Below are 25053 nucleotides of genomic sequence, written 5' to 3'. Positions count from 1 at the left end.
GCTGCACCGGGAGTCCGATGTCTGACGACACCTCACTTCAGATTCCGTTCCCGCACCGCCGCAGTCCGCACGGCATCCACGCCACCGCACTGCACAGGGACTGGCTGATCCGCCACCCGCTGCTGCCCGACGCCGACCATCCCGGCTACGCGCACTGGGAGGTGGTGGACCTCGCCGCACTCGGCTATCCGGACGCCGGCCCGGACGAACTCGCCCTGGCCGCCGACCTGATGGGCTTCTACTTCCTCTTCGACGACCAGTTCGACGGCCCGCTCGGCCGCCGTCCCGCCGAGGTGGCCCCGATCTGCGAACGGCTGATCGCCGTCCTGCACGGCGCCCGCCCCGACCAGGGCTCCGCGGTCGAGACCGCCTTCGCCGATCTGTGGAACCGCAGCATGCGGGGCATGCCGGCCCGCTGGCAGGCCCGCGCCGCCTACAACTGGGAGTACTACCTGGCCAGTCACCCGGCCGAGGCGGCCGGCCGGATCTCCACCCGGCCGCCGGACCGCGCCGGCTACCTGGAGCTCCGCCGGGGCACCGCGGCGATGGAGACCATCTTCGATATGGTCGAACGCCTGGGCCAGTTCGAGGTCCCGGCGGCCGTCCTGCACCACCCCGTGCTGCGTCAGCTCCGCCAGCTGGCCGCCGACATACCGTCGCTCAGCAACGACGTGCACTCCTACCCGCTGGAGGCGCCGCGCGGGGACGTGAACAACCTGGTCATGATCGTCCAGCGGGAACGGCGCTGCTCGGCCGAGGAGGCCTGCGCGGCGGTCATCGCCGAGGCCCAGCTGATGGTCGACCGCTGCGCCGAGCTGCACGCCCGGCTGCCCGACGTCCACCGCGAGTTGGGCCTCTCCCGGATCGAACGCACGATCGCCCAGCGGTACGCGGACGGGCTGCTCACCTGGCTGGCCGGCTACCTCAGCTGGGAGGCCCGCACCGGCCGGTACCACGCGGTCTGACCGGCGTGCGCCCCGGGCCGCCCGACGGGCGTGCGGTGGCGCGACCCGAGAGCGCCGCCCCGGCCGTACGGCGGCGTACGGCGGCACGCCGCGGGGACGGTCCGGCCGACGCACGGCGGCGTACGGAGGCACGCCGGGGACGGCCCCACCGACGCGCGACGGCGCGCGGTCGCGGGTCGCGGGGGTGCGTCCGAAACGCGCGCCCCCGCAGTGATCCGTTTCGGGACGCCCGCGGAGATCGGGACCGGGACCCGGGCTCCCGCGGAGATCGGGACCGGGCCCGCGGTCCCGCGGAGATCCGGTCCGGGAAGGTCCGGCGGCCCAGCCCCCCGCGAACGACCGGAAGACACACCCTCCGTACCGGACACGCGTACGGACCGTAGCCGCGCCGGGCGCCCGGCGGTTATCGTGCTCGGCGGCGGGCGCCCCGGCGGGGCGCCGGTCCGATTGCGTGTCCGACCCCTCCCGCCGGACCGCCCCCGAACGGGCGGTCCGGCGTGCCGCCCGTGGCCAGAGCCGTGCCCGGCGGCGCCCGACGCAGCGAGGAGACAGCGAACATGACGGTCTACCAGCCCCCCGGCACGCCCGGCAGCATCGTCGCCTACCGCTCCCGGTACGAGCACTGGATCGGCGGCGAATGGACGCCTCCGGTGCGCGGCGAGTACTTCGGCAACCCGACCCCGGTCACCGGCGAGGTGTTCACCGAGGTCGCCCGGGGCACCGCCGAGGACATCGAGGCCGCGCTGGACGCGGCCCACGCCGCGGCCCCGGCCTGGGGCCGCACCTCCGCCGCCGATCGCGCGCAGGTGCTGCTGCGGATCGCGGACCGGATGGAGACCAACCTGGAGCAGCTGGCCGTCGCGGAGAGCTGGGAGAACGGCAAGCCGGTGCGCGAGACGCTGGCCGCCGACCTCCCGCTCGCGGTCGACCACCTGCGCTACTTCGCCGGTGCGCTGCGGGCCCAGGAGGGCAGCCTCTCCCAGCTGGACGAGGACACCGTGGCGTACCACTTCCACGAGCCGCTGGGCGTGGTCGGCCAGATCATCCCGTGGAACTTCCCGATCCTGATGGCGGTCTGGAAGCTCGCCCCGGCGCTCGCCGCCGGCAACACGGTGGTGCTCAAGCCCGCCGAGCAGACCCCGGCCTCGGTGCTGCTGCTCGCCGAGCTGACCGCCGACCTGGTGCCGCCCGGCGTGGTCAACATCGTCACCGGCTTCGGCGAGGAGGCCGGCGCCCCGCTGGCCGCCAGCCCCCGGATCCGCAAGATCGCCTTCACCGGCGAGACCGGCACCGGCCGGCTGATCGCCCGTTCGGCCGCCGAGAACCTGATCCCGGCCACGCTGGAACTCGGCGGCAAGAGCCCCAACGTGTTCTTCGCGGACGTCGCCGCCGCCGACGACGCCTTCTACGACAAGGCCGTCGAGGGCTTCGCGATGTTCGCCCTCAACCAGGGCGAGGTCTGCACCTGCCCCAGCCGCGCCCTGATCGAGACCCCGGTCTACGAGCGGCTGCTCGGCGATGGCCTGGCGCGGGTGCGGGCGATGCGCCAGGGCAACCCGCTGGACACCGAGACCCAGGTCGGCGCCCAGGTCAGCGTCGAGCAGCTGAAGAAGATCCTCTCCTACTTCGAGATCGGCCAGGACGAGGGCGCCAGGATCCTGGTGGGCGGCGAGCGGGCCGACCTCGGCGGCGCGCTGGCCGGCGGGTACTACGTCACGCCGACGGTCTTCGAGGGCGACAACTCGATGCGGGTCTTCCAGGAGGAGATCTTCGGACCGGTCGTCTCGGTCACCCGCTTCGACGGCTTCGACCAGGCCGTCGCACTCGCCAACGACACCCAGTACGGGCTCGGCGCGGGCGTGTGGACCCGCAGCATCAACACCGCCCACCGGGCCGGGCGCGCCATCCAGGCGGGTCGGGTCTGGACGAACTGCTACCACGCCTACCCGGCCCACGCGGCCTTCGGCGGCTACAAGAACTCCGGCATCGGGCGGGAGACCCACAAGGCGCTGCTGGAGCACTACCAGCAGACCAAGAACCTGCTGGTCAGCTACTCCCCCGACGCGGTCGGCTTCTTCTAGACCCGACGAGCCCGGGAGGCCGGTAGACCCGACGAGCCCGGGAGGCCGGGAAAGCGGAGCGGGAGGCCCATCGGGGCCTCCCGCTCCTCGCCACTCCCCGTGGCGGGCTTCGGGGCGATTCGCCTGTTCCGTGGATCAAAGCACATGAATACGGCCAATTCACCGACGCGCCGCCGACATGCCCGGACGGCCCGCGCGAAAGCCGTAGACAGGACTCCCCGCCCCTCACCCCCATCAGGGAGTCCCGCGTGACCATCGCCCCCACGAAACTCAGCGACCCCGCCGTCCGCGCCTTCGTCACCGCGGTCAACGCGGGCGACCGCGACGCCTTCTTCGCGCTGCTGGCCCCGGACGCGACCATGGCCGACGACGGATCCGAGCGCGACCTGGCGGACTGGGTCGACCGGGAGATCTTCGGCCCGAACGGCCGGATGGCCGTCCAGACCGAGTCGAGCGGAGGCCACGCGCTGGTCGCCGAGTTCACCAACGAGACCTGGGGCACCATGCGCACCGCCTGGCGCTTCACCGTCGACGGCGGGAAGATCCACCGCTTCGAGACCGGCCAGGCCTGAGGCTACCGGTCCAGCCCCAGGCACCCCCGCACCGCGCGGATCAGGTTCCGCGAGCGGATGTCCCCGGTGACGCCCGGCTGCATGCCGTTGGTGACGTAGCCGAAGCCCAGCCCCAGGTCGGGGTCGGCGAAGCCGAGCGAACCGCCCCGACCCGGGTGGCCGAAGCTCGCCGGGGAGGCCATCGGCGCGGTCGGGCCGTGCCGCCAGAAGCCCAGGCCGAAGGTGGAGTTGACGATCAGCACCCGGTCCGGCCCGCTCACCGCCGGCTCGACCGCGCGTGCCAGCACCTCGGGGCCGAGCAGCGGCGGCAGCAGCGCGCCGGAGCCGTCCGGGCGGTCGGCCGCACCGATCAGTGCCGCGTAGAACCGGGCGAGCGACCGGGCGGTGCCGATGCCGCCGGCGCCGGGGATCTCGGCGGCCTGCACCGCCGGGTCGTTGAGGTCCACGCCGGGGCGCACCGAGGCGAAGGAGCGGGCGGTCAGCGAGGCCGGGTCCTGGTAGGCGTCCCGGACGGACTGCTTGGGTCGCAGCCGCAGCCCGCTCGGACCGGTCCGGGCCGCGTCCGGCGCCGGGAGGTCGACGAGTCTGCCGACCCTGGGCGCGGCGCCGGCCGGCAGCCCGATCCACAGGTCCAGCCCGAGCGGCCGGGCGACCTCCTCGGCGAAGTACTGGCCCACCGTCCGGCCGCTGACCCGGCGCACCACCTCGCCGACCAGCCAGCCGAAGGTGTACGGGTGGTAGCCGTGCGCGGTGCCGGGTTCCCAGGCGGGCGCCTGCGCGGCGACGGCGGCGGCCGCGCGTTCCCAGGTGAGCACGTCCTCCAGCCGCAGCGGCACGTCCAGCGCGGGCACTCCGGCCTGGTGCGAGAGCAGCCAGCCCACCGGTATCCGGCCCTTGCCGGCCGCCGCGAACTCCGGCCAGTACGAGGCAGCCGGGGCGTCCAGGTCGAGCAGGCCGCGTTCGGCCAGGAGCAGCGCGGTGGTCGCGGTCAGGCCCTTGGTGACCGAGCGCAGCACCTGCGCGGTGTCCGCCGTCCACGGCACCGCGGGCGCCGGCCGGCCGCCGACCTCGGGCCGGGCGTCACCGCCCCACAGGTCGACCACCTTGCGGCCGCGCACGTACAGCGCGAAGGCCGCACCGAGCTCGCCGTAGTCGGCGAAGTTCCGCACGAAGGCCGCGCGTACGGGCTCGAACCCCTCGGCCGTCTCGCCCCAGATCTCCACCACCGCGTGCCGCCCTCGACCAGTTCCGTTGCTTCTTGTGCCGCTCGTGTTCGTTCTCGATCTCCTTCGATCGAATCCGTTCGAACCGAGCCCCGAAACCCTAACCTGTCCCTCATGACCAACCCTGCCGAGGAACTGCTGGACATCGTCGACGAGCACGACCGCGTGATCGGGACCGCCCTGCGCGGCGAGGTGTACCGGCGCGGGCTCACCCACCGCTGCGTCTTCATCCTGGTCCGCGACCCGGCCGGGCGGATCTTCGTCCACCGCCGCACCGACACCAAGCTCTTCGCCCCCGGCGCGTACGACATGTTCGTCGGCGGCGTGGTCGGCTCCGGCGAGACCTACGCCGAGGCCGCCGTCCGCGAGGCCGAGGAGGAGCTCGGCGTGCACGGCATCACCCCGCGCCCCCTGTTCAAGTTCCTCTTCGAGCAGGACCGGCTCTCCTGGTGGTGCGACATGTACGAGGCCGAGTGGGACGGCCCGGTCTCCCCCCAGGAGTCCGAGGTCGCCTGGCACACCTGGCTCACCCCCGCCGAACTCGCCGACCGCCTCACCCGCGACTCCTTCGTCCCCGACGGCCGCGAGGCCTACCGCCGCTACCTGGACCTCCGGTCCGCGTAGCGCCGCCACGGCCTCGGCGTTCGGCGCCGGTACGCGGGCCGGAGGGCAGTGGGCCCCTGTCTCCACCGCAGGGCCCTCGACGAACTAGGGTGGCGCGCATGGCCTCCCGTACGCCGTCACCGACGGCCGATCGCGCAGCACGGACCTCCGCCTCCGCCCGGGCGGCGGGCGAGCGGCCGCGTCGACGGCTGAGCGTGGACGAGCGGCGGGAGCAGCTGATCGCCGTGGCACTGGAACTGTTCAGCCGACGGCCGCCGGAGGAAGTGTCGATCGACGACATCGCCGCCGCCGCGGGAGCCTCCCGGCCCCTGGTGTACCACTACTTCCCCGGCAAGCAGGCGCTGTACGAGGAGTCGCTGCGGCGGGCCGGGCAGGAGCTGTCGGCCCGGTTCGAGGAGCCGATGGACGGGCCGCTGTCGGAGCGGCTCCACCGGGTGATGGGCCGCTACCTGGACTTCGTGCAGAGCCACGGGCCGGGCTTCGCCGCGCTGCTGCGCGGCGGCTCGGTGGCGGCCAGCGCGGGCACCTCGGCGGTGATCGACGACGTGCGCAGGGCCGCACAGGAGCAGATCCTGGCCCACCTGGCGCTCCCCGAGCCGAGCGCCGGACTGCGGCTGACCGTCCGGGCCTGGATCGCCAACGCCGAGATCACCTCGCTGGAGTGGCTGGTCGAGCGCTCGGTGCCGCTGGAGGAGCTCCAGCTGCACCTGGTGCAGGAGTTCGTCGCCTCGCTCACCCTCACCGCCGCCCGCGAACCGGCCCTCGCCGCCGAACTGGCCTCCTTCTTCGCCGACGAACGCCCGGACGGCCCGACCGGGCGCCTGGTGCGGGACCTCGCGGGGCTGTTCGCCGTGCCGGGGATCGTCGAGGCGGTCACCGGGCTCGCCGCCGGCACCCCCGAGGACGGGTCCGCGCAGGCCACCGGCACCACCACCGAGTGATCATCGGGTCATCCTGCGGTTCGGTCCGGACGGCGGGCTCTGATAGGAATGAGCCGGGATCTGACGACCCGCCGCCGCGGCGGGCCCGGTCCCACTCGAACCACCGACGGCAGACGGAGCAGAGCGGGGGGCTCACCAGGTGACCCAGGACGTGCAGTTCAGCGTGGAGGCCAATCCCTTCGCGGCGGCGGAGCAGGTCTGCGCGACCCTCGGCACCCTCACCGACGCCCTCTTCGACGAGCGCACCTCACGCCACCCGGCGGCCTCGCTGAGCGCCCCGCGGGCGGCCGAACACCCCGCCGCCGAAACGCTGTTCGGCCTGCCCCTGGCCCCCAACGGCCCGGTGCACACCGCCCTCGACCGGCTCGGCACGGTGACCACCGCCGGCACCGCCCGGCCGGGCACCGGAGCACGGCTCACCGACCGGGTGGTCACCGCGCTCCAGGCCCGGTACGGCGGCGGCGCGGTGCGCGGTGCCATCGCCGACCGGGGCACCACCTCGGCCGCGCTGTTCCAGCTCCCGGTCACCGGCGAGTTCGCCGACGCCAAGCTGCGCCCGCCGTTCGCCCCCGCGCTGGCCGCGCTGGCGGCCGGGCAGCAGACCCGGCAACCAGTCGAACTGCCCACCGGCGCGGGGGCCGAGGTCCGGCTGGTCGTGCCGCCGGGCTTCCACGCGCTGACCTCCCCGGGCGGCCCGCCCGGCGTCTCCGCCCGTGCGGTGCCCCCGCTGCCGGCACTGCCCGACGGCACGCACCGGCCCCGCGATACGGACCGGACGGGTGGTACGGACCGGACGGGTGGTGCGGACCCGGCCACCGTGGCGGCCGCCGACGAGCTGGCCCGGCACCTGGCGGAGGTCGCCGAGGAACTGTTCAGCGCCACCGGCCCGGAGCCGCGGCGCGACTTCGCGGTGATCTCCGCCACTCTGGCCGACCTGATCCGCGACGCGGGCGTCGTCTACGCCGGCGTCTGCGCCCTGGAGCTGGACGACCGCACCTCGGACGCCGCCCTCGTCGTCTCGCTCGCCCGGCACCCGCTGCCGATCACCGCGCTCGCCACCGAACTGGCCACCGTCCGGCGGCACGCCGAGGTGTGGACCGTCCTGCTGCCGGCCGGCCCGGCCGCCGTCCTGGTCGAGGGCCGGACCGCCCCGGTGCCCGGCCCGCTGGCCGCCGACGGGCAGCGGCGCTGGGTGGTCACCTCGGCCGTCCAGGCCTTCGTGCCGCTGCCGGACGGCGGGACGGTGCTGTGCGCCCAGCTGTCCACGGCGCGGCCGGAGGACTGGGAGCTGTACACGGAGGCGTTCGCGGAGCTGCTGAAGAGCGTCCAGTTCGGCTGGGACGGCGTGCCGGCCGCAATGAGCGGCGCCCCGGCCCAGGCTCCCGCTCCGGTCCGGACGCCCGCCCCGGCGCAGTCCCCTGCTCCGCCTCAGGTTCCGGCTCAAGCCCCCGCTGCCGCTGCCGTCGCTGCCGCCGCAGAGAAGGAGGCGGAGGAGAAGCCGGTGCACCTGCGCGGCACACCGGTACGGGTACCTCCCGCGGACTTCAACCCCTTCGCGCCCGTCGCGGAGGTCCCCTCCTCCGGCGGGGAGGACACGGCGCCGGATGCCGAGGACCGCCCGAAGGGCACGCCGGTGATGGTCCCGCCGCCGGACTTCAACCCCTTCTCCATGGAGGGCATCCCGGACGCGCCGGGCGACGCACCCGCGGCCCGGCCCGCCGACGCCGCCCCGGTCGCCGACCCGTTCGGGACCACGGTCACGGCCGACCAGAAGGCCGATCCGTTCGGCACCACCCTCCCCTCGCAGGGGCCCGCCGTCCCGCCGCCGCCCTCGACCCCGCCCGTCGTCCCGGCCCAGGCCCCGCCCGTCGCGGTGGAAGCGGCGGCACAGGGATCGGAGCAGCCCGAGGACGCGGAGGAGGCGGGTCCGCGCAAGGGCACGCCGGTGATGGTCCCGCCGCCGGACTTCAACCCCTTCTCCATGGAGGGCATCCCGGCCCTGCCGACGGACGAACCGGAGCCGGTAGCCGCGGTCGGCGCCGAGCCGGAGAACCGCCCGTTCGGCTGAGCCGGAGGCGCGACGAGCCGCCGCACGGTGACACGGCGAACGGATGACGGCCGACAGTGAACAGCCGACAGATTTCAGATTTCAGCGAACGAAATCTGAAATCTGTCAGCTGTCATCCGTTACCCGCTTCCGGCCCCACTCCCCCCCCCGGCGCCGACTCCCCTGCCGCGAGCGCCGTCGGAGGTCGGCCGCGATCCGCTCCGCCGTCAACCGCCGCACACCGCCCACGGGTTCACCCACGCTCCGGGCGCACCTGCTCCGCCCCGGCCGGACCGGCTTCGGCGCTCAGCCCGCCCTCCGGCCCAGGTGCACCACGTCCGGCACTCCCCGGGCGACCGGGACCTCGTGCGTCACCACATCCGAGAAGCCCACCGCCCGCAGCGCGTCCTCGAAGGCCTGCGAAGGCTGCGCACTCCACACGGCCAGCACCCCGCCGGGCCGCAACCGGTGCCACAGCACCGTCAGCCCGTCCGCGCCGTACAGCCCGTCGTTGGACTCGGTGACGGTCCAGTCCGGCCCGTTGTCGATGTCGAGGCACAGCGCGTCGTAGCGCTCGCCGTCCGCCGCCGCGAGGTACTCCAGCAGGTCGGTGTGGAGAACCTCGACCCGCTCGTCGTCCAGTGCGCCGTCCGAGAAGACGCCGAGCGGGCCGGTCCGGTGCCAGTCGATGATCGCGGACTCCCGCTCGACGATGGCGATCCGCCCCCAACGCGGCTCGGCCGCCGCGTACGCCAGCGAGAATCCGACCCCGAGGCCCCCGATCAGCACCGACGGCCGCTCGACCGGACCGCCGCCCGTACGGTCCAGCTCGTCCAGCGCCGTCTGGATCAGCAGCCGCTCCGAGCGCCCGTCGGCGGTGTCCATCAGGAAGCAGCCGTTGGCGATGATCTCGAAGTCCCGACCGCGTTGCCGGAGCACCACCTCACCGTACGGGCCCTCCCGCCGGTCGAGCGTGACGACGGCCTCGCGGCCGTCGCGTTCGGGCAGTGCTGTGGTCATCCGTCCTCCTTGGCGGACTCGGGTGAACTCGGTTGAACTCGGCCGCACCACCGCCCTGGTACCGGCGGGCGGGGTGGGCTTGCGCCCGACAATAGCCGAGTCCGCACCGGGGTCCGTCAGGTCGTGACCAGCACCCCCGCGTACGAGACTCCCGCGACGACCACCCAGGATCCGAGCCCGAGCAGGGCGATCCGCCCGCCGGTGCGGGCCATGGTCGGCAGGTGCACCGCACTGCCGAGACCGAACAACGCGGCGGCCAGCAGCAGTTCCTGGGCGTCCGAGGCCAGGCCGAGCGCCCGCTCGGGCAGCACCCCGGTGGTCCGCAGGACGATCATCGCGAGGAAGCCCGCCACGAACAGCGGCACGATCGGCGGACGGTTGCCGGTCTTCACCGACTTCTCACCCGGCTTCCCGTCCGCCTCGCCCTCCGCCGGAGCCCCCGCCGCCGACGTCACCGCCGCCGAAGCCCCGGTCGAAACCCCCGCCGGAGCCCCCGCCGGAGCCCCCGCCGCGACCTTCACCGAAGCCACCCGCGCCATCCGCGCCGCCCGCAGGTTCCGCCGCACCATGACGGCCACCCCCGCGACCAGCGGCGCCAGCAGCACCACGCGCATCAGCTTGACCAGCACCGCCTCCCGCAGCGCACCGGCCCCACTGGCCTGCGCGGTGGCGACCACCTGCCCGACGTCGTGCACGCTCGCCCCGACCCAGCGCCCGAACTCCAGCTCGTCGAGCCCGAGCGGATGCTGGAGCAGCGGGAGCACGGCGATCGCCAGCGTCCCGCACAGGGTGACCAGCGCCACCGAGGCCGCGACGTCCTCCTCCTCGCTGCCCGCCGCCTGGCTGACCGCGCCGATCGCCGAGGCCCCGCAGATCGAGTACCCGGTGGCGACCAGCAGCGGCTGGTCGCCGGGCAGGCCGAGCCGCCGGCCCAGCCAGAGCGTGCCCGCGAAGGTGGCCGCGACCACGGCCAGCACCATGGCCACGGTGGCCCAGCCGAGGCCGAGCACGTCGTCCAGGCTGAGCTTGAGCCCGAGCAGCACGATCCCGAGCCGCATCAGCCGCTTCCCGGCCGTGGACAGCCCCGGCCGGGCGATCCCACGGACCACCGGGCGCACCCCGGGCAGGTGGGCCGCCGCCATGCCGAGCACGACGGCGGCGGTGAGCTTGGGCACGGCCGGCACCAGCGCGTGGACGCCGAGCGCGGCGGCCACCCCGAGGGCGGCGAGCAGCAGCCCGGGGGTGTCCCCCCGCATCGGGGGCAACGAGCGGGTACGGGCGGCGCGGTGCCGGAGGGTCAGTGCCACGCCGGGATCACTGCTGCCCGTCGGCGGGCATCCGGTAGACCCGCCGGATGCTGGTGCCGAGCCGGGAGACGTCCGCACCGTAGACGTGGATGGAGATCGCCGTGCTACTACAGGAGTTGCGCACCAGGTGGATGTCGCCGGGCGGGGCGAAGGCGGCGACGGTACCGGCCGGGCCGGCCACGTGCTCGGTCTCGACCAGCCGGGCGGTGGGGCCGCCGGAGACCAGCCGGTAGCGGGTCTCGCTCTCCTGCCCCTGGTGGACGCCGGCCACGCACCAGGAGACGTGGTCGTGGATCGGGGTCTGCTGCCCGGGGAGCCAGACCAGCGCGACGACGGAGAAGCTGCCGTCCTCCTCGGCGTGCAGGACGTGCTGGCGGTAGCGCTGCGGGTCGCCCTCGCGGTGGGCGGGGGCGAGCAGCGCGTCGGGACCGTCCGGGTCGGCGTGCAGGTGCGGGGCGAGTCGCTCGCCGACCAGGTAGGCGGTGAGCTCCGGCGGGAGTCCGCGGTCCACGACGGCGCGGATCTCACTGATCAGCGCGGTCATCCGCTCGGTGAGTCGGTCGCTGCCGACCGTGGCTGAGGGAGTCATCCCAGCAGGTTCGACCCTGGTGACCTATCACGTCCAAGGAGGGTTGGTAAGGAACCTCCCCACTAACGCTTATATGTCACCAGCCAGCCAGTCACCGGTCACCTACTGCCGGCTACCTACTGCCGCTCGCCCGTTACCGCCTGCCGGTCACCTGCTGCCGGTCGCCGACGCCCTCCTGCTGCCGGTCGCCGCCGGGAGTCGTCACCCGGGTCGGCGCTCAGCACCCGACCCGACTCGCCGCCGCCTGCCGCAGGTGGTCCAGCACCAGCCCGGTGGCCGGGATCCGGCGGTGCTCGCGCAGCACGTACGCACTCACCTGTCGCCGCAGGTGCGGTTCGACGGCCCGCCCGGTGACCTTGCGGTGGCACATGAAGGAGAGCACCAGTGCCGGCATCAGCGCGATCCCGACCCCGGCGGCGACGAGCGACTGCACCGCGAGGTTGTCGTCGGTGGAGAACACGATGTCCGGCGCGAACCCCTCCTCCGCGCAGACGTGCAGCAGGTTGGCCCGGCAGCGCGGACAGCCGGCGATCCAGCGTTCGCCGCCGAGGTCGGCCAGCCGTACGGCGTGCCGGCGGCCGAGCGGGTGCCCGACCGGCAGCAGCACCGTGAGCAGGTCCTCCATCAGCGGGATCTCGTCCACGCCCTCCGGCACCTCGGTGGCCACACCGGGGTAACGGAAGGCCAGCGCGATGTCGCACTCCCCGCGCAGCAGCCGCTGGACGGAGTCCGGCGGCTCGGCCTCCAGCAGTTCGACCCGCACGCCGGGGTGCTCGGCCAGCAGCCGGGCCATCGCCTCGGGTATCAGGGTGGCGTTGGCGCTGGGGAAGGCGCAGACCCGCACCCGTCCGGCGCGCAGCCGGGCGAGTGCGGCGAGCTGCTGCTGGGCGGCGGACATGCTGTCGAGGATCAGCTCGGCGTGCCGGGAGAGTGCCTCGCCGGCCTCGGTGAGCCGCAGTCCGCGCCCGGCCCGGGTGAAGAGCGGAACACCGACGGTGCGTTCGAGCGCCTTCATCTGCTGGGTGATGGCGGGCTGGGTGTAGCCGAGCTCGCGGGCGGCGGCCGAGTAGGAACCGGCCCGGACGACCTCGTGGAACGTCCTGATGTGCCGCGAATCGAACATCGGCTCCATGACCCCTCCCGCCCATCCGTTCTCGACAGCCCCGCTCCGGCCCCGTCCGGACCGTGCTCGGACCGCGCCCGGGCCTCGCCCGGACGCCCGAGAATCATAAGAGGAATTTGGAGGTATCGACCCCAACCCCACCCGTACCTATGGTTCAGCCCCGAACCGGGCTCCTCACTGCTGGGCCGACGGCGGCAGCCCCATCGCCACCTCGGCCTTGACCACCGGTGCCCCGCCGCGCACGCCCGGGCTGCGCCGGCTGCGCCGTTCCACGAAGCGGGCGAGCCAGGAGAGCAGCAGACACATGCCGATGTAGATCGGTGCGATCACCATCACCACCGGGATGAACGGCAGGTCGTAGTCCAGGTTGGTGGCGATCAGCTTGCCCGCGTGGAGGAACTCCTCGTAGGTGATCAGGAAGCCCAGCGAGGTGTCCTTGAGCGCGACCACCAGCTGGCTGATGATGGCCGGCAGCATCGCCCGGTTGGCCTGCGGCACCAGGACGTACGACATCACCTGGGTCTTGCGCATGCCCAGTGCGTACGCCGCCTCCCGCTGCCCCTTGGGCACCGCGAGCACGCCGGCCCGGAACACCTCGGCCAGCACCGAGCCGTTGTAGAGCACCAGCCCGGTCACCAGCGCCCAGAGCGGCTGCACCTTGAGCGCGACGAAGACGAAGAAGATCATCACCAGCACCGGCATGGCCCGGAAGAACTCCACCACCAGTGTGGAGAGCCAGCGCACCACCCGGTGGTCGGAGAGCCGCCCGGCCGCGAACAGCGCGCCGAAGGGCAGCGCGAACAGCACCGTCCAGCCGAAGGCCTTGAGGGTGTTGCCGAGCCCGCGCAGCAGCAGTTCCTGCACGCCCCGGTACTCGAACGGCTGCCACTTGGCGTACGTGAACTGGTTGGTGTGGAACAGCATGTAGATCACCCAGCCGATCAGCGCCGCGATCAGCAGCAGCGCGATCCCGCCGTACAGCCGGTGCCGGGCGAGCGCTTTCGGGCCGGGGATGTCGTACAGCGCCGAGGATTCAACGGTCATCGGGACACCGCCACTCGTCGTTCCAGCAGGTTGAAGACGGCGCTGATGGCCAGGGTGATGATCAGGTATCCGACGGCGATCCAGACGAAGGTCCAGACGATGCTGTAGCCCAGCTCGTTGATGGTCCGGTAGGTGCCCAGCAGCTCGGTGACGCTGAACGAGCCGGCGATCGCCGTGTTCTTGGCCAGCGCGATCATCACACTGCCGAGCGGCGCCACCACCGAGCGGTACGCCTGCGGCAGCACCACCAGGCTCATCGTCTGCCCGAAGCTCATGCCCAGGCTGCGGGCCGCCTCACCCTGCCCGGTCGGCACCGTGTTGATGCCCGAGCGCATCGACTCGCAGACGAAGGCCGAGGTGTAGCAGCCCAGCGCGAGCACCGCGAAGGTGTAGAAGGGCAGGGTGATGTTGAACCGGGGCAGGCCCAGCACCACGATGAAGAACAGCAGCGTCAGCGGCGTGTTGCGCAGCAAGGTCACCCACACCGTCCCGAACACTCGCAGCGGCTTGACCGGCGAGACCCGGAAGCCCGCGATCAGCACGCCCAGCACCAGCGACAGCACGGCACTCACCGCGAACAGCGAGAGCGTGCCGAGGAACCCCTCCCAGTAGGTCGACCAGTTGTCGATCAGCGTTTTCACGGCGCGGCCCTCTCAGTACCGGTCGATCTGCGGCGGGGTGGGCGCCGGCTCCCCGGAGAGGCCGAGGGTCGCCTCGAAGGCCCTCTGCCAGTCGCCGTTCTGGATGTGGTGCTCCAGCGCGTCGTTGATCGCGCCGCGCAGCACGGTGTCCTCCTTCGGCACCCCGATCCCGTACGGCTCGGTCGAGAACAGCGGGCCGACCACCTTGAGCTCGTCCGGCGCCTTGGCCGCGTACCCGAGCAGGATCGCGTTGTCCGTGGTCACCGCGTCGACCTGGTTGGTGATCAGGTTGTCCACGCAGGCCGAATAGGTGTCGTAGCCGATCAGCTCGGCCTTCGGGTACTTCGACTGGATCCGCTGGTACGGCGTCGACCCGGCCGCCGAGCAGACCTTCTTGCCGTCCAGGTCCTCCGGGCCGTGGATGGTGTCGTTGTTCTTGCGCACCAGCAGCGACTGCCCGGCGATGAAGTACGGGCCGGCGAAGCCGACCAGCTTCTTCCGGTTGTCGTTGATGGTGTAGGTGCCGACGTAGTAGTCCACCTGGCCGTTCTGCAGGGCGGTCTCGCGGTTGGCCGAGGCGATGGTCTTGAACTGGATCCGGTCCGGCGGGAAGCCCAGCGAGGCGCCGACCATCTTGGCGATCTCGATGTCGAAGCCGGAGTACTCGCCGGTGGCCGGGTTCTTCTGGCCCAGGTACGGCTGGTCCTCCTTGACGCCGACCACCAGGTGGCCCCGGCTGCGGGCGGCGTCCAGGGTCGGCGAGCCGGTGATCGCGGAGGCGTCCTGCACCTGGTAGCTGGGCAGAGCGCTGGGCTGCGGGCCCTTGGGCGGCGGGGTCCCGGGCTTGCCGCAGCCGGCCGCCAGCGCGGCGAGCAGCAGGGCGACGGCGAGCACGCGTCTGCCCGCCCGGGCGGCGGACCGCATCCCGGTCCGCGCGACCGGCCGCCCCGCAGGGCGCACCACGGGCGTCGTCTCACGGTTCACGGCGCCGCCTCAGTGCTTCAGGATCTTGGACAGGAAGTCCCGGGCGCGATCGCTCTCAGGGGCGCTGAAGAAGTCCTCCGGGGCGCGGTCCTCGACGATCCGGCCGTCGGCCATGAACACCACCCGGTTCGCGGAGGCCCGGGCGAAGCCCATCTCGTGGGTGACCACGATCATCGTCATGCCCTCGCTCGCGAGCTGGCGCATGACGTCCAGCACCTCGTTGATCATCTCGGGGTCGAGCGCCGAGGTGGGCTCGTCGAACAGCAGGGCCTTCGGCTCCATGGCCAGCGCGCGGGCGATCGCGACCCGCTGCTGCTGCCCTCCGGAGAGCTGCGCCGGGTACTTGGCGGCCTGATCGGCGAGGCCCACCCGCTCCAGCAGCGCGTGGGACTTGGCGTCCGCCTCCGCCCTGGGCCGGCCGCGGACCTTGATCTGCGCGAGCGAGACGTTCTGCAGCACGGTCTTGTGCGCGAACAGGTTGAAGGACTGGAACACCATGCCGACCTCGGCGCGCAGCCTGGCCAGGCCCTTGCCCTCCTCGGGCAGCGGGCGGCCGTCGATCAGGATGGTGCCGTCCTCGATCGGCTCCAGCCGGTTGATCGCCCGGCAGAGGGTCGACTTGCCGGAGCCGGACGGGCCGATGACCACGACCACCTCGCCGCGCCCGACCGTCAGCTCGATGTCCTGCAGGACGTGCAGGTCCCCGAAGTGCTTGTTGACCGCGCGCATCTCGATCAGCGGGGTGAAGGCCGAGGCGCCGGCCGGCGCCGGCCCGGGGGCTGCGGTCACCTGTTGCGCCGTCCCTTCAGCAACCAGCCCAGCGCGACGCCCGCGATCAGCGTGGCCAGCAGCGCGATCCAGAGCGGCGCGGTGACGGTGAAGACCCAGAACTGGATCTGGACCCTGTCGAGGTTGGCGAACAGGAACCACACGGCGAGGACGACGATGACGCCGATCCCGATGTAGCGCGTGGGGATGCCGCCGATCTCACCGCGCGGGGAACGGGATGGTCCGTCTGAAATCTTGGTCACCGGAGCAGTCTGCGGGCCTGACGGCCGATTTGCCCGGTTACGCGCTCTTCCGGGGCAGGGAGTAACCCGTACGGGGCAATCAGGCCCCGTACGGGTTTGAGTCCGCTCCGGTCCAGTCCGGCCCGCCTCCGGTCCGACTCCGGTCCGACTCCGGCCGGACCGGAGTCCCGCTACCGCTCGTCCCGCCAGGACCGCCAGAGCGCCGCGTACGGACCGCCCGCCGCGACCAGCTCCGGGTGGCTGCCGTACTCGCTGATCCGCCCGCCCTCGACCACCGCGATCACGTCCGCGTCGTGCGCGGTGTGCAGCCGGTGGGCGATGGCGATGACCGTCCGCCCCTCCAGCACCCGGGAGAGCGAGCGCTCCAGGTGGCGGGCGGCCCGCGGGTCCAGCAGGGAGGTGGCCTCGTCCAGCACCAGGGTGTGCGGATCGGCCAGCACCAGCCGGGCCAGCGCCAGCTGCTGGGCCTGCGGCGGGGTCAGTGAGGTGCCGCCGGAGCCGACCTCGGTGTCCAGGGCATCCGGCAGGGCGTCCACCCAGGCTCCGGCGTCCACGGCGTCCAGCGCGGCCCGCAGCTCGGTGTCGTCCGCCCCGGGCGCGGCCAGCCGCAGGTTGTCCCGCAGGGTGCCGACGAAGACGTGGTGCTCCTGGTTCACCAGGGCGACCTCCGCGCGCACCCGCTCGGCCGGCATCCGCGCCAGCGCCGCCCCGCCGAGGGTCACGCTGCCGCGGCCGGGGGCGTAGATCCCGGCCAGCAGCCGGCCGAGGGTGGACTTGCCCGCGCCGGACGGCCCGACCAGCGCGACCCGGCTGCCCGGGGGAACGTCCAGGCTGATCCCGTGCAGGACGTCGGCGCCCTCGCGGTACCCGAACCGGACGTCCTTCGCCTCGACCCGACGGCCGTCCGGCAGGACGGACTCGTCCCCCTCGTGCTCGGGCACCTCGCGCACGCCGACCAGCCGGGCCAGCGAGGCCTGGCCGACCTGGAGCTCGTCGTACCAGCGCAGGATCATGTCCACCGGGCCGGTCAGCATCTGCGCGTAGAGCACACCGGTGGTCAACTGGCCCACGGTGATCCAGCCTTGGACGGCGAACAGCCCGCCGAACAGCATGGTGGCGAGCACCGCCAAGGTGTAGACCGCGTCGATGGTCGGGAACCAGACCGAGCGCAGCCACAGGGTGTACCGCTCCCAGGCCAGCCACTCGCGCAGCTTGCGGTCGGTCATCCGGACCCGCTGGTCCCCCAGCCGCAGCGCCTCCACCGTCCGCCCGGCGTCCACCGTCTCGGCCAGCACGTTGCTCACCGCCGCGTACCCGGCCGACTCGCTGCGGTAGGACTGCGGTGCACGCCGGAAGTACCAGCGGGAGCTGACCAGCAGCAGCGGCAGCCCGATCAGCGAGGTCAGCGCGAGCAGTGGCGAGGTGACCAGCAGCGCGCCGAGCAGCAGCAGCAACGACACCACGGCGACGGCGAGTTCGGGCACCGCCTCGCGCACCGACTTGTCCAGCCGGTCGATGTCGGTGGTGCCCCGGGAGACCAGGTCACCGGTGCCGGCCCGCTCCAGCACGCCGGTCGGCAGGGCCACCGAGCGGACCAGGAAGTCCTCGCGCAGGTCGGCCAGCACCCGCTCGCCGAGCACCGCGCCGCGCATCCGCGACCAGCCGGTGAAGGCCGCCTGCACCACGAGTGCCAGCAGGTACCAGGCGACCGCCACCGCGATGGTGGACCCGACGGTCCCGGTGGCCAGCGACTCGACCAGGCGCCCGAGCACCCAGGGCCCGACCAGCCCGGCCACGGTCGCCACGGAGTGCAGCGACACCACCGCGGAGAACCCGGCGCGGTGCCGCCGCGCGAGCAGCAGCAGGTATCCGCGCACCGCGGCCGGGGAGCCGACCGGCAGGGTGGCGGCCGGCTCCTGTTCCTCCTGGAACGGAGGCTTCATGACGTGCTCCTCGCGTGCGTAGCAGGGAAGTTGACGATGTTCCTCATACGGCCTCACCCACCGGAGCGGCCACCTCATCACCGCGGGTGACCACGGCCCGGTAGGCCGGCTCGGTGCGCATCAGCTCGCGGTGCGGCCCGGCCGCGACGACCCGGCCCTCCTGCAGCAGCACCACCCGGTCCGCCCGGTCGAGCAGCAGCGGGCTGGTCGCGAACACCACGGTGGTGCGGCCCGCCCGGGTGTCCCGCAGCCCGGAGGCGATCCTCGATTCGGTGTGGGCGTCCACCGCGCTGGTGGGCTCGTCCAGCACCAGCACCGGCGGGTCCGCCAGCAGGGCGCGGGCCAGGGCGAGCCGTTGGCGCTGCCCACCGGAGAGCGAGCGTCCGCGCTCGGTGATCCGGGCGCGCATCGGGTCTCCCCCGCACTCCGGCGAGCCGTCCGCCAGGGCCGTCAGCACGTCCTCCGACCGGGCCGCCGCCAGGGCCGCGGCGGCCGTGACCCGCCCCGAGGACGGGATGTCGAAGAGCTCGGCCAGCGTGCCGGAGAGCAGCACCGGCTCCTTGTCGTGGACCAGCACCGCCGCCCTGGCCTCGGCCAGCGGCACCGCGTCCAGCTCCGTGCCGCCGAGCCGCACCGGGGCCTGCGCCCGCTCGCCCTCGGCCAGCGGGACGTGGCCGCCGAGCCGCTCGGCCAGCGCCCCCGCGAAGTCCGGGTCCCCGCAGACCACCGCGGTCAGCTCGCCGGCCCGCACCGTCAGCCCGCTCGCCGGGTCGTGCAGGTCGGCCTTGTCCGGCCGGACCAGTGCGGCCTCCGCCGTGCCGGCCGTCCGGCCGAGCGAGAGCACCCGGACGGTCCGCGCGGCGGAGACCCGGGCCACGCTCCACGCGTGCGCCGCCTCGCCCAGGATGCGCAGCGGGGCGGCCAGGAAGGCCGTGGCACCGTAGACCGCGATCAGGGTGCCGACGGCGAGCTCGCCGGAGGCCACCAGCCGGGCGCCGTACCAGGTGACGCCGATCACGAACAGGCCTGGCAGCAGGACTTGTTGAGCCTGCATCAGCGACTGGATCCGGGCCGAGCGGACGGCCGCGGCCCGGACCTTCTGGGAGGCGGCCCGGTACCGCTCCAGGAACAGCTCCTCGCCGCCGATGCCGCGCAGCACCCGCAGCCCGGCGACGGTGTCGGCCGCCAGCTCGGTGGCCTTGCCGCCGAGGGTGCGCTGCTGCTCGTAGCGCCGCTCGAACGGCCCGATCAACGGCCAGACGGAGGCCGCCAGCACCGGGACGCCGAGCAGCACCCCGGCCCCGAGCACCGGATCGACCAGCAGCACCGCCACGCTGACGGCCAGCCAGACGATCACCGCCGACCGGACCCGGGCGACCAGTTCGACGTACCAGCCGATCCGCTCGACGTCCCCGCTGCCGACCGCGACGACCTCTCCGGTGGCGATCCGGCGGGACAGCCCGGCCCCGAGGTGCGAGGCCTGCCGGGACACCAACTGCCGTACGTGGGTGGCCGCGTGGATCCAGTTCCAGACCGCCTGGCGGTGCACCAGCACGGCGCCGAGCGCGGCACCCGCGCCGAGCAGCAGCAGGATCCCGCCGGCCCGCCAGATCCCGCCGGCGTCACCGTCCACGGCGGCCTGCACGCCGACCCCGAGCGGTATCGGCAGGGCGGCCCGGCACCCCATCTCGATCAGCGACCAGAGGGTGGCGAGCACCTGCCCGCGCCGCTGGCGGCGCTGCAGCCAGCGCAGGAAGGCCGGGGGTGAGGAGAGGTCGGGACTGCCGGGATCGGCCAGCGGCAGGGGGGTGAGCAGCATGACACTCCGATACGAGCGGTGCGCGGCCACGAGCGCACAGGGGTTCGGGAGAGCTACAGGAGTTCGAGGAACGGCGCACACGGAGCACCGGGGTGACGTGCGCGCAGTGCGGACGGCAGCCCTACGGCGGGCGGCCCGACGAGGAGCGGCCCGAGCCGACAGGCGAATGACGCGCGGCACGGCAGCACGGCTGCGGCGCGACGTCGACGATGCGCCCGGAGCGGAGCCGGACGGGGTGGGATGGGCACGAAGGGCCCGAGAGTCAGGACGTCATGATCGGGAGCCTGCCAACCTCCGCGCGATCTGCGCAACGTGTTTTTCACCACGGCATTTCGCCCCGGCCCGCGCGCTCCGCACCCCGGCCACCGCGAGCCGGACCCGCACGCCCCCCGCACGCCCCGCCAGGGCGGTCCACGCCCCGCCCCGGGTCGGCCGACCCCTCGACCAAACCCCCGCAAAGCTTCACCCAAGATTCGCCCGTTCGGCGGGAACAATCACACCGGGACGCCAGTTGCCCCACTGGAACCACAGGACAATCAGGAGGGCACCCCTTCCCGTGAGCACCATCCCCACCGTCACCCTCAACGACGGCGCGCAGATCCCGCAGCTCGGCTTCGGCGTGTGGCAGGTCCCGGACGCCGAGGCCACCCCGGCCGTCCGCACCGCGATCGAGGCGGGCTACCGCTCCATCGACACCGCGGCCATCTACGAGAACGAGGCCGGCACCGGCGCGGCGATCGCCGAGGCCCTGGCGGGCGGCGTCGCCCGCGAGGACCTCTACATCACCACCAAGCTGTGGAACTCGGGCACCCGCGACTGGTCCGGCGAGCAGGGCCGCGACGCGGTGCTGCGCGAGTTCGACGCCTCGCTGGCCAAGCTCGGCCTCGAATACCTCGACCTCTACCTGATCCACTGGCCGCGCCCGATGCACGGCGACAGCTACCTGAACATCTGGAAGGCCTTCGAGCAGCTGAAGGCGGGCGGCCGGGTCAGGTCGATCGGTGTCTCCAACTTCGGCACCGAGCAGCTGAGCCGCCTGCTGGACGAGGCCTCCGTCGCCCCGGCCCTGAACCAGGTCGAGCTGCACCCGTACTTCCCCCAGGCGGAGCTGCGCGCGTTCCACGCCGAGCACGGCATCGCCACCGAGGCCTGGAGCCCGCTGGGCCAGGGCAAGGACCTGCTCGCCGAGTCCGCCCTGGTGAAGATCGCCGAGAAGCACGGCCGCACGGTCGCCCAGGTGGTGCTGCGCTGGCACCTCCAGAGCGGCGTGATCGCCATCCCGAAGTCGGTCACCCCGTCCCGGATCCGCGAGAACCTGGACGTCGCCGGCTTCGAGCTGGACGCCGAGGACCTCGCGGCGATCGCCGCCGTGGCCACCGGCAAGCGGATCGGCCCGGACCCGCAGGAGTTCGACTGGAACTGACGCCCGGCCCGGGGGCCCGGCCCCCGGACACCCGGATCGTCTGACGGCCGTCATGCCGAAGACCGCCCGCTCCCGTGGGGGGAGCGGGCGGCCTCAGGTGTACCCCGATCCGCCAAAGTCCATGGCCATGGACCCTCAGCGTTTTGGCGAATCGTTTTGGCTACTGCGGCGAAGTCTTGACCTAGAGCCTGCCCGCCTTCGCGATGAGCGCGAGCGCGGCCTCGTGCTCGCTCTCCTCCAGCGGGGCCAGCAGCAGCCGCTGGACCTCGGCCACCCCGGCGGCCGAGCGGTGCAGCAGGTCCTGTCCCGCCGGTGAGAGCGAGAGCAGGTTGCGCCGCCCGTCCGAGGGGTCGCGCCGGCGCTGCACCAGACCGCGGCGCACCAGTCGGCTGACCATCTCGGCCATCGTGGCCTTGTCCAGCGAGGCCAGCTCGCCGACCGTGCGCTGGTCGGCGCCCGGTTCCAGTTCCAGCGCGTCCAGCACCGCGTACTGCGGAGCCGTCAGCTCGGCGCCCACGTGCTCCGACCAGAGCTTGGTGTGCACCTGCTGGCTCACCCTGATCAGGTAGCCGATCGCCCGCTGGGCGTCCAGTATCGGCCGCGCGTCGGTGATGACGGCGACCGCCGCGGGCTCCAGCCTGGCTATCTTGGCCATCACCCGGACGATCTCGACCTGTTCCTCCGCCGTGAGCGGCTCGAACAGGACGCGCTGTACGCGGACCACACCACCGGTGGCCTCGCGCACCGCCTGGGCGCCGCTCTGCGAGAGCGCCAACAGTTTGCGCCGGCCGTCGGCCGGGTCGCGCCTGCGCAGCACCAGGCCGCGGCGGACCAGCCGCGCGACCATCTCCGCCATCGTGGCCTTGTCGAGCGAGGCCCGCTCGCCGACCGTCCGCTGGTCCGCACCCGGTTCCAGGGCCAGGACCAGCAGCACGGCGAACTGCGGAGCCGTGAGATCGGCTCCGACGTGTTCGGACCACAAACGGGTGTGGACCTGCTGTGCAACGCGAATGAGGTGTCCGGGCGACTGCTGCAGTCGCGCAGACACGCGGGTTGTCGGGATCTCCCCCAGCACCATGTATCCGTCCCGATGTCACACCCGGTGTGTGTGGGACACCCGGGTGGGGCAGTAACGGCGAGTGGGCGTCCAGCTATGAGGGAGGGCGCTCCAGCCGTGCAGCCGGTGGCTGCTGGCGGACACTATACAAACGGCGGGCCCTTGCTGGCAGGCAGGGGCGGATAGTAGACGCAGGTTCGGCAACATTGGCATATTTACGGACTGCGAACGGCTTGCAGTAACCCGTTCTCAGCAGAAAGCCGACCGGTCGGTCCTTACCCACCGTCACCTGCGTCTCTCCACCCTGGTCGCCCTCCCTACCCGCCGGTAGGGTGTGGCCACCCCTCTCCGGGGGCTCTCCCCGGGAGGCAACCCCGAGAGAGACGAGACCGAGCATGACCGAGCAGAGCACCGCCCCCCGGGTCGCCGTCGTCACCGGCGCCGCCCGCGGCCTGGGCGCCGCCACCGCCGTCCGGCTGGCCGCCGACGGCTACGCGGTCGCCGTCCTGGACCTCGACGAGGCGGCCGGCAAGGAGACCGTCGACCGGATCACCGCCGCCGGCGGCAGGGCGCTGGCCGTCGGCGCCGACGTCTCGGACGCCGAGCAGGTCCAGGCCGCCGTCGACCGGGTGGCCGCCGAGCTCGGCGCCCCGGTCGTCCTGGTGAACAACGCGGGCGTACTCCGCGACAACCTGCTCTTCAAGATGTCCGAGTCCGACTGGGACACGGTCATCAACGTTCACCTCCGCGGCGCCTTCCTGATGACCCGCGCCGTGCAGAAGCACATGGTCGACGCCGGTTTCGGCCGCATCGTCAACCTGTCCTCCTCCTCGGCCCAGGGCAACCGCGGCCAGGCCAACTACTCGGCCGCCAAGGCGGGGCTCCAGGGCTTCACCAAGACTTTGGCCATTGAGCTGGGCAAGTTCGGCATCACGGCCAACGCGGTCGCCCCCGGCTTTATCGCCACGGACATGACAGCAGCCACCGCCGCCCGGGTCGGCATGGACTTCGAAGACTTCAAGCGGGCCGCGGCCTCGCAGATCCCGGTCCAGCGGGTCGGTGAGCCTGAGGACGTCGCCCACACCATCTCCTTCCTCGCGAGCGAGGGCGCCGGCTTCGTCTCCGGCCAGGTGATCTACGTCGCGGGCGGCCCCCTCGACTGAGCACGGAACCTACACAGGGTTACCACGGAGTGGGAAGCCGGCCGCACCGGCCTCCCGCTCCGTCTGCTTTACCGGGGCTTTTGCAGAATCATTCGACGACCACACTGACTTTCGATCCTGGAATAGTGGAAATCACCCCCCGAGCCAGCCCCGATCGACCCAATTGTCGATTTCCCGGGAAAATGACAATTACCACCGGAATAGCCCTGTCCGGCTGGGTAAGGTCACCCCGTGCAATCCAGAAGTACCCACGCTCCCATTCCGCGCCAGAGGCCGGAGCGCCGCACCCCCGAACCCGACCGCCGGGAACGCCCCACCACCCCGGGACACACCCTCCCCCCGGCCGGCCCCGGCCCCGGTGAACCCGGCTGGCCCCCGATGGGCCGACGGCAGGCCGCCCTGCTCGCCGTCACCCTCGCCGGCTACCTGCTGGTACTGGCCGGGGTCCTGCTCAACACCGAGCTGGTCGACCTCGACTGGTCGGTCCGACTGCTGCGTCCCTACGAGCGGTGGCCCCGGCTGGAGCCGCTGCTCGACACCTGGGTGGTCGCCGGGCAACGCGGGCCCTCGGCGATCGCCGCCTTCTGCTGGCTCGGCTGGCGGGCCCGCCGCCTCGGCCGGCTGCGCCCGCTGCTGGTCATGGGCATCGCGCTGCTGTTGCTCAACGTCACCGTCGGCGCGGTCAAGATCGTCACCGGCCGGCTCGGCCCGCACTACGCCCAGTACGTCGGCTCGCCCGAGCTCTTCTCCGGCGGCACCATCTTCCCCTCCGGCCACACCGCCAACGCGGTGGTCACCTGGGGGGTGCTCGCCTACCTCGCCGTCCGCTGGCGGCGCACCGGCGCGCTGATCGCCGCCGCCACCGCCTGCTCGATCGGCCTGACCACGGTCTACCTGGGCACCCACTGGGTCACCGACGTCCTGGCCGGCTGGGCCGCCGGACTGCTCGTCCTGCTCTCGCTGCCACTGCTGGAGCCCCTGGTAGCCACCGCCGAACAGCGGCTCCACCGGCGCTTCGCCCGCCGGCACCTGCCCTGCTGAACCCGAACCCGAACCCGAATCGCACCCGACCCGAGCCGCCGCGAACCCCGAAGCCGAACCCGGCCCCCGAACCGACGGAACGGGCCGGACCTACCCCTCCCAGCTGCGCTCGACCACACCGTTGCGCACCGCGAGGTTGAGCCGCCCCTGGCGGTACTCCATGGTCATCAGGTCCCCCGGCTCCAGCACCCGGACCGACGCCCAGCCGTGCCTCCGGGCCAGCTCCCGGGCCCGCTCGATCCGCAGCCCCGCGTACCCTTCGCCGTCCTGGCCCCCCGCCCCCGCACCGGCGCCCGGACCCGCCGCGCCGGACCCCGCCCCCACCGCGCCCGAACCCGACATCGCGCCTCCCCGGCTCGCCTCCTCGGACGTACGCTGGAATCGTAGCCCGACCGGCGTGGTCAAGAGGTGAACG

Annotated in this window: 23 protein-coding genes; 9 read left to right on the top strand and 14 right to left on the bottom strand. The window is 73.1% G+C overall.

All coding sequences use genetic code 11. The features are described 5' to 3' along the window. Nucleotides 1–17: 17 nt before the first annotated feature. The 3 genes from ACFVUY_RS06470 (at nt 18) to ACFVUY_RS06460 (ending at nt 3618) form a co-directional block, all read left to right on the top strand. Nucleotides 18–965 (top strand): terpene cyclase, encoded by a 948-nt coding sequence (locus ACFVUY_RS06470; RefSeq protein WP_380539572.1) that lies wholly within the window; start codon nt 18–20, stop codon nt 963–965. A 557-nt stretch (nt 966–1522) separates the two neighbouring features. Beyond that, nucleotides 1523–3046, top strand: a complete 1524-nt coding sequence (locus ACFVUY_RS06465; protein ID WP_387727751.1) for an aldehyde dehydrogenase family protein — start codon at nt 1523–1525, stop codon at nt 3044–3046. 248 nt (nt 3047–3294) lie between these two features. Further along, nucleotides 3295–3618, top strand: coding sequence for a nuclear transport factor 2 family protein (locus ACFVUY_RS06460; RefSeq protein ID WP_387685284.1), 324 nt, complete (start codon nt 3295–3297; stop codon nt 3616–3618). Nucleotides 3619–3620: 2 nt separating this feature from the next. Here ACFVUY_RS06460 and ACFVUY_RS06455 read toward each other — a convergent pair whose 3' ends face one another. Beyond that, nucleotides 3621–4844 carry a serine hydrolase domain-containing protein gene (locus ACFVUY_RS06455; RefSeq protein WP_380539566.1) on the bottom strand — a complete coding sequence of 408 codons (1224 nt, stop codon included), beginning with the start codon at nt 4842–4844 and terminating at the stop codon, nt 3621–3623. A gap of 111 nt (nt 4845–4955) precedes the next feature. Between ACFVUY_RS06455 and ACFVUY_RS06450 the strand changes: the two genes are divergently transcribed. The 3 genes from ACFVUY_RS06450 (at nt 4956) to ACFVUY_RS06440 (ending at nt 8474) form a co-directional block, all read left to right on the top strand. Beyond that, nucleotides 4956–5465, top strand: a complete 510-nt coding sequence (locus tag ACFVUY_RS06450; protein WP_387685281.1) for an NUDIX hydrolase — start codon at nt 4956–4958, stop codon at nt 5463–5465. A gap of 98 nt (nt 5466–5563) precedes the next feature. Beyond that, nucleotides 5564–6406 carry a TetR/AcrR family transcriptional regulator gene (locus tag ACFVUY_RS06445; RefSeq protein WP_387727749.1) on the top strand — a complete coding sequence of 281 codons (843 nt, stop codon included), beginning with the start codon at nt 5564–5566 and terminating at the stop codon, nt 6404–6406. A gap of 139 nt (nt 6407–6545) precedes the next feature. Further along, nucleotides 6546–8474, top strand: coding sequence for a hypothetical protein (locus ACFVUY_RS06440; RefSeq protein ID WP_387727748.1), 1929 nt, complete (start codon nt 6546–6548; stop codon nt 8472–8474). A 285-nt stretch (nt 8475–8759) separates the two neighbouring features. Here ACFVUY_RS06440 and ACFVUY_RS06435 read toward each other — a convergent pair whose 3' ends face one another. The 11 genes from ACFVUY_RS06435 to ACFVUY_RS06385 all read right to left on the bottom strand — a co-directional run bounded on the left by ACFVUY_RS06435 (nt 8760) and on the right by ACFVUY_RS06385 (nt 19954). Beyond that, nucleotides 8760–9473 carry a spermidine synthase gene (locus ACFVUY_RS06435; protein WP_387727746.1) on the bottom strand — a complete coding sequence of 238 codons (714 nt, stop codon included), beginning with the start codon at nt 9471–9473 and terminating at the stop codon, nt 8760–8762. Nucleotides 9474–9589: 116 nt separating this feature from the next. Beyond that, nucleotides 9590–10729, bottom strand: coding sequence for a YeiH family protein (locus ACFVUY_RS06430; RefSeq protein ID WP_387727831.1), 1140 nt, complete (start codon nt 10727–10729; stop codon nt 9590–9592). Between the two features lie 58 nt (nt 10730–10787). Continuing rightward, nucleotides 10788–11369, bottom strand: coding sequence for a cysteine dioxygenase family protein (locus ACFVUY_RS06425; protein WP_359911665.1), 582 nt, complete (start codon nt 11367–11369; stop codon nt 10788–10790). 217 nt (nt 11370–11586) lie between these two features. Beyond that, complete coding sequence (locus tag ACFVUY_RS06420) at nt 11587–12492, bottom strand: LysR family transcriptional regulator (RefSeq protein ID WP_359911662.1); 906 nt, start codon at nt 12490–12492, stop codon at nt 11587–11589. A 174-nt stretch (nt 12493–12666) separates the two neighbouring features. Then, a complete protein-coding gene (locus ACFVUY_RS06415; protein ID WP_359911659.1) occupies nt 12667–13536 on the bottom strand; it encodes an amino acid ABC transporter permease in 870 nt (289 codons plus the stop codon). Then, nucleotides 13533–14177, bottom strand: a complete 645-nt coding sequence (locus tag ACFVUY_RS06410) for an amino acid ABC transporter permease (protein WP_359911656.1) — start codon at nt 14175–14177, stop codon at nt 13533–13535. The genes ACFVUY_RS06415 and ACFVUY_RS06410 overlap by 4 nt, the downstream gene beginning before the upstream one ends. 12 nt (nt 14178–14189) lie before the next feature. Next, nucleotides 14190–15101 (bottom strand): glutamate ABC transporter substrate-binding protein, encoded by a 912-nt coding sequence (locus ACFVUY_RS06405; protein ID WP_387685371.1) that lies wholly within the window; start codon nt 15099–15101, stop codon nt 14190–14192. Between the two features lie 69 nt (nt 15102–15170). After that, nucleotides 15171–15899, bottom strand: coding sequence for an amino acid ABC transporter ATP-binding protein (locus tag ACFVUY_RS06400; RefSeq protein WP_387727829.1), 729 nt, complete (start codon nt 15897–15899; stop codon nt 15171–15173). A gap of 47 nt (nt 15900–15946) precedes the next feature. Then, complete coding sequence (locus ACFVUY_RS06395) at nt 15947–16192, bottom strand: LapA family protein (protein WP_359911650.1); 246 nt, start codon at nt 16190–16192, stop codon at nt 15947–15949. A 170-nt stretch (nt 16193–16362) separates the two neighbouring features. Further along, complete coding sequence (locus ACFVUY_RS06390) at nt 16363–18135, bottom strand: ABC transporter ATP-binding protein (protein WP_387727744.1); 1773 nt, start codon at nt 18133–18135, stop codon at nt 16363–16365. Nucleotides 18136–18178: 43 nt separating this feature from the next. Beyond that, nucleotides 18179–19954 (bottom strand): ABC transporter transmembrane domain-containing protein, encoded by a 1776-nt coding sequence (locus tag ACFVUY_RS06385; protein ID WP_387727743.1) that lies wholly within the window; start codon nt 19952–19954, stop codon nt 18179–18181. A 556-nt stretch (nt 19955–20510) separates the two neighbouring features. On the opposite strand from ACFVUY_RS06385, the gene ACFVUY_RS06380 reads away from it, so the two are divergent. Continuing rightward, nucleotides 20511–21377, top strand: a complete 867-nt coding sequence (locus ACFVUY_RS06380) for an aldo/keto reductase (protein WP_387727741.1) — start codon at nt 20511–20513, stop codon at nt 21375–21377. A gap of 181 nt (nt 21378–21558) precedes the next feature. Here ACFVUY_RS06380 and ACFVUY_RS06375 read toward each other — a convergent pair whose 3' ends face one another. After that, entirely contained in the window at nt 21559–22359 is an 801-nt protein-coding gene (locus ACFVUY_RS06375) for a MarR family winged helix-turn-helix transcriptional regulator (protein ID WP_387685267.1), read from the bottom strand. 470 nt (nt 22360–22829) lie between these two features. Between ACFVUY_RS06375 and fabG the strand changes: the two genes are divergently transcribed. Next, entirely contained in the window at nt 22830–23597 is a 768-nt protein-coding gene (gene fabG, locus ACFVUY_RS06370; protein WP_387685265.1) for a 3-oxoacyl-ACP reductase FabG, read from the top strand. 231 nt (nt 23598–23828) lie between these two features. Next, entirely contained in the window at nt 23829–24638 is an 810-nt protein-coding gene (locus tag ACFVUY_RS06365; RefSeq protein ID WP_387727739.1) for a phosphatase PAP2 family protein, read from the top strand. A 90-nt stretch (nt 24639–24728) separates the two neighbouring features. Here ACFVUY_RS06365 and ACFVUY_RS06360 read toward each other — a convergent pair whose 3' ends face one another. Then, nucleotides 24729–24980, bottom strand: coding sequence for an I78 family peptidase inhibitor (locus ACFVUY_RS06360; protein ID WP_387685261.1), 252 nt, complete (start codon nt 24978–24980; stop codon nt 24729–24731). Nucleotides 24981–25053: the final 73 nt, after the last annotated feature.

It is taken from the genome of Kitasatospora sp. NPDC058063, assembly GCF_042885395.1.
GTDB lineage: Bacteria > Actinomycetota > Actinomycetes > Streptomycetales > Streptomycetaceae > Kitasatospora > Kitasatospora lactacystinica.
The sequence above is the reverse complement of the archived record's forward strand: the minus strand, read 5'-3'. Positions and strand labels throughout refer to the sequence as shown.